Origin of the sequence: Vibrio sp. 10N.222.52.C3, from assembly GCF_041474195.1 — a bacterium.
Classification (GTDB): domain Bacteria; phylum Pseudomonadota; class Gammaproteobacteria; order Enterobacterales; family Vibrionaceae; genus Vibrio; species Vibrio crassostreae_C.
Map to the genome: position 1 here is coordinate 1,454 of NZ_JBFRTQ010000134.1, position 5,339 is coordinate 6,792.

Consider the following 5,339-nt stretch of genomic DNA (forward strand, 5'->3'; position numbering starts at 1 on the left):
GCTTTCTGAGCGTATGCGCTACCAAGAAATCGACTTCGTGATCGATTACGCTCGCTTTGATGAGCAAGGTTTCTCAAGCACTGAAATCTTCCAAGATGAGTTGGTTGTTGTCGCTTCTGCTTCTCACCCACGCATTAACGGTGAAGTAACAGCGGCAGAGCTGCTTAACGAAAAGCACGCGAAACTGTCTCGCATCCATGGTCAACGTAGCTTCTCTGAGCAAGCTTACCGTGACCTAGATTGCACGCCTTTCTACGAAGGTACGAGCTTAAGCAACGTTCTTTACGTTGTAGGCCAATCTGAACTAGTAACAATTGCTCCTCGTTGGATGGTAGAACATGCAGCAAACAAAGAGCAGCTTCAGATTCTAGATTTCCCATTCGATAATGCGGCGATTTCTGGCTTCCTAAGCTGGCACGAATCAAGTGAAAAGGATAAAGGACACATTTGGTTACGAGATCAGTTAATGATGATCTGTGGCGAAGTAGTGGCACTTAACTAGACACTAATCCCTATGATTTATAAGCCCTAAGCTAGGAGACTGGCTTAGGGCTTTTTTATGCGCGCTATTTTAGTAGGTAGAAAACTTAGCGTTAGACGTACTATTACTTATAACTTTGAGCTTCATCAGTTGCCTTTTCCATGATCAGAGGTACACTTGTGCGCTCAAAAAAGCTTACAGGTGTAAGCCTAAAGGTAAAGAGATGGCCAATTTAGATTTTCATATCGTAAAAAGACTTCGTGACCAAATTGCCCAAGGCGGCAACCGTACAGCTTTGAAGCACAAAGTAGACAATGTATGGCAAGGCATTAGCTGGGAGCAGTTTGGACAACAAATCGATACGCTTTCATTAGCACTATTGGCTCAGGGACTGAGAGTTCAAGATAAGATCGGTATCTATTCAAATAATATGCCTCAATGGACCGTGGCAGATTTTGCATCTTTACAAGCTCGTCTTGTGACTGTGCCGATTTATCCAACCAACACAGCAGCACAGTCGTCTTACATCATCCAAAATGCGGATGTGAAGATCTTATTCGTTGGTGAGCAAGTTCAATTTGACGCGGCGGTGAGCCTATTCGAAGAGTGTGAACAGCTAGAAGTGGTTGTCGCGATGTCTGATGACATCGACCTGCAAGGACACAGCTTTGCCGTATCTTGGAATGACTTCATGGCGCGTGGCGTTGAAGCACAACAAGCTGAACTTGACGTGCGTCTTGCTGATGCAAGCATGGACGACCTGCTGACTCTTATCTATACCTCTGGTACCACAGGTCAGCCAAAAGGCGTAATGCTTGATTACACCAACATTGGCTACCAGTTAGAAGGCCACGATGAGCGCCTTAGCCTGAGCAAAGACGATGTCTCATTGTGTTTCCTACCGTTATCACACGTATTTGAGCGTGCTTGGACGTTCTACGTTCTTTATAAAGGCGCAACCAACTGCTACCTGCAAGATACGATGCAAGTGCGTGATGCGCTAAGTGATGTGAAACCTACTGTAATGTGTGCGGTTCCACGCTTCTACGAGAAGATCTTCTCTGCGATTCACGAGAAGGTATCTAAAGCACCATTTATTCGTAAAGTGCTATTTACTTGGGCGGTGAACATGGGAGCAAAGCTTTCAGTTTGTCACCAAGAAGGTCGTACTCCATCGTTGATGCTGAAGAAGAGCCATGCGCTAGCTGATAAGCTTGTGCTATCTAAACTGCGCGCTCTACTCGGCGGTAACATCAACTTCATGCCATGTGGTGGCGCGAAGCTTGATGAGACGATTGGTCGTTTCTTCCATGCTATCGGCATCAACGTAAAACTTGGCTACGGCATGACAGAAACCACGGCAACAGTATCTTGCTGGGATGATCGCTGTTTTAACCCTGATTCGATTGGTATGTCGATGCCGGGCGCAGAAGTTAAGATTGGTGCTAAGGACGAGATTCTTGTTCGCGGTCCAATGGTGATGCGTGGCTACTACAAGATGCCAGAAGAGACAGCTAAGACATTCGATGAGCACGGTTTCTTGAAAACCGGTGATGCGGGTCATTTTGATGAAAATGGTAACCTGTTCATTACTGATCGTATCAAAGAGCTGATGAAAACTTCTGGTGGTAAGTATATTGCCCCGCAAGTGGTTGAAGGTGCGATTGGTAAAGATCACTTTATCGAACAGATTGCTGTTATCGCTGATACACGCAAATTCGTTTCTGCGCTGATTGTTCCTTGTTATGACTCGCTAGAAGAGTACGCCAAAGAGCTTAATATCAAGTATCACGATCGCGTTGAACTTGTTAAGCACCACCAAATCGTCGAGATGCTAGAAAAGCGTGTGAATGACCTACAGCAAGAACTGGCGAAGTTTGAGCAAGTGAAGAAGTTCAAGCTACTGCCAAAAGCGTTTTCTATGGATGATGGCGAACTGACGCCGACCCAGAAACTGCGCCGTAAGGTTATCAACGATAAGTATCAAGACGAAATCGAAGAAATGTACACTGAAAAGTCGAAAGATAAGTAGTTTTCTACTGAGATAAATTTTCAGTTGTTTAAAAATCCCCCTACGAATGTGATTGCATTTTTAGGGGGATTTTTTGTATCTAACGACACAGCACAATGTGCGAAAGCGCACACCAGCAAGCTCGCGGTTTATCGATAAATAGCGATCTATTAAAATATTAAGTGCTTTTTTTTGTTCGCTAACTAGTGTTTAAACCTGGCGTGGGGGGCTGAGTTGGGTTTTATTTAATGCTTTGAGCTAATAGTTGGTTTTTTGGCACAGTTGCCGAATAACAGGTGTTAGACCAGATGATAATAAAGCGTTAAAGTTGTTTCGTATTACTGTTTGTTGTTATCACGACAGACAGCCATAGCCGAAAAAGTGGAAGTATTTCGAATTAGGCTACGAATAAGCCCTAGACTATGAAAAACCAGCCCAACATGTTCACCAAATATGATTGGAAACTGGTGAGGAGAGCAATATGACAACAAAACCTGAAACAGCCATGTCATCCGGCGCTGAAATGTTATCCGGCGCTGAGATGGTGGTGCAGTCTCTAATTGAAGAGGGTGTAGAACAAATCTTTGGTTACCCAGGTGGTTCTGTACTTGATATCTACGATGCGTTGCATGCTAAAACTGCTGAAATTAAACACGTATTAGTGCGACACGAACAAGCCGCTACCCACATGGCAGATGGCTATACTCGTTCTACCGGTAAACCGGGTGTAGTACTTGTGTGTTCTGGTCCAGGTGCGACCAATACCGTTACTGGTATTGCAACCGCCTACATGGACTCAATCCCAATGATTGTTATTTCTGGTAACGTACCAAATAACCTCATTGGTAATGACGCCTTCCAAGAGTGTGACATCGTGGGTGTATCACGCCCGATCGTTAAACACAGCTTCTTAGTTAAGAAAGCGGAAGATATCCCTGAAGTCGTTAAAAAAGCATTCTATATTTCAACGACAGGGCGTCCCGGTCCTGTGGTTATTGATCTGCCGAAAGATATCTTAAACCCACAAATCAAGCTTCCTTATGAATACCCAGAAACGCTCAAAATGCGTTCGTATAACCCAACGGTTACGGGTCATAAAGGTCAGATCAAAAAGGCGCTAAAAGCCCTTCTTGAAGCGAAGAAGCCGGTACTTTATGTCGGTGGTGGTGCGGTTATTTCTGAGGCAGATAAGCCGCTGTTAAAATTAGCAGAGGCACTGAATTTACCTGTGGTAAGCACCCTAATGGGGCTTGGCGCTTTCCCTGGCACCCATAAGAACTCTTTGGGTATGTTAGGCATGCATGGTTTATATGAAGCCAATATGGCGATGCACAATGCGGATTTGATCTTTGGTATTGGCGTACGTTTCGATGATCGAACGACTAATAACCTAGATAAGTACTGCCCTGATGCGAAGATCATGCACATTGATATCGACCCATCTTCGATCTCTAAGAACGTAAAAGTGGATCTACCGATTGTAGGTTCTGCTGAAAAGGTTCTAGAGAGCATGGTGAACTTGCTCGTTGAGCAAGGCGGCACTAACGATGCAGAAGCGATTGAAAGCTGGTGGAGTGAAATCAAGCAGTGGCAAGAGCGTGACTGCCTAGCTTACGAGAAATCGTCTGAGCGCATCAAACCACAGCAAGTAATTGAAACACTGCATAAAGTAACCAATGGCGATGCCTATGTTGCTTCTGACGTAGGTCAACACCAAATGTTTGCTGCTTTATACTACCCGTTTAACAAGCCACGTCGTTGGATTAACTCTGGTGGTCTAGGCACGATGGGCTTTGGCCTGCCTGCTGGTATGGGCGTTAAGTTTGCTAAGCCAGATGAAGAGGTGGTTGTGGTAACCGGTGACGGCAGTATTCAAATGAATATCCAAGAGCTGTCGACTGCGCTGCAATACAATATCCCGGTTAAGATTATTAACCTTAACAACCGTTTCCTAGGCATGGTAAAACAGTGGCAAGACATTGTTTATCAAGGCCGTTACTCTAACTCATATATGGACTCTGTTCCTGATTTTGCTGCTATCGCTGAGGCTTATGGCCACGTTGGTATGCGCATTTCATCTCCGGATGAATTGGAATCAGGTTTGGAAAAAGCACTGGCGATGAAAGACCGTTTGGTATTTGTCGATATTAGTGTGGATGACACCGAGCACGTATACCCAATGCAGATCAAAGGCGAGGGTATGGATAACATGTGGCTAAGCAAAACGGAGAGAACATAATATGAGGCACATTATTTCACTACTAATGGAAAACCAACCTGGTGCGCTTTCTCGTGTGGTTGGCTTGTTTTCTCAGCGTGGCTACAACATCGAGTCTTTGAACGTATCTCCAACCGATGATCCGACGCTGTCTCGTTTGAACGTCACTACTAACTCGAGCGAAATGCAGCTTGAGCAGATTCAGAAACAACTGCATAAGCTAATCGACGTACTTAAAGTACAAGAAGTGTCTGAACTTGAACACATTGAACGTGAGCTGTTGATGGTAAAAGTACGTGCGAGCGGCTTTGCTCGTGCGGAAGTGAAGCGCACAGCGGATATCTTCCGTGGTCAGATCGTTGATGTTACGGCTTCTCAATATACGGTTCAAATGGCGGGTACTAGCGAGAAACTGGATGCCTTCATTCAGGCGCTGTCTGAAGTGACGGAAGTGCTTGAAGTAGCTCGAAGTGGTGTTGTTGGCATCGCACGAGGCGAACGTGCGTTGAAAGCCTAGACGATAAGTCTTTAAAAAATAACTTTAAAGCCGCTTTTTTAAGCGGCTTTTATTTTGTTAATTTTTTAGAGTGCTATAATCCCGCGCTGCACTTCCATTCATCTGAGTTAGC

General features: G+C 44.9%; 4 protein-coding genes. All 4 read left to right on the forward strand.

The annotated features are described in order from the left end of the window. Positions 1 to 502 (forward strand): LysR substrate-binding domain-containing protein (locus AB4517_RS18870; protein ID WP_372149188.1); only part of this gene is annotated, 502 nt, incomplete at its 5' end. 202 nt (positions 503 to 704) lie between these two features. Beyond that, positions 705 to 2,513 (forward strand): long-chain fatty acid--CoA ligase, encoded by a 1,809-nt coding sequence (locus AB4517_RS18875; protein WP_372082795.1) that lies wholly within the window; start codon positions 705 to 707, stop codon positions 2,511 to 2,513. Between the two features lie 460 nt (positions 2,514 to 2,973). Continuing rightward, positions 2,974 to 4,731, forward strand: a complete 1,758-nt coding sequence (locus AB4517_RS18880) for an acetolactate synthase 3 large subunit (RefSeq protein WP_017062926.1) — start codon at positions 2,974 to 2,976, stop codon at positions 4,729 to 4,731. Between the two features lies 1 nt (position 4,732). Next, complete coding sequence (gene ilvN / locus AB4517_RS18885) at positions 4,733 to 5,227, forward strand: acetolactate synthase small subunit (protein WP_008219984.1); 495 nt, start codon at positions 4,733 to 4,735, stop codon at positions 5,225 to 5,227. Positions 5,228 to 5,339 lie beyond the last annotated feature (112 nt).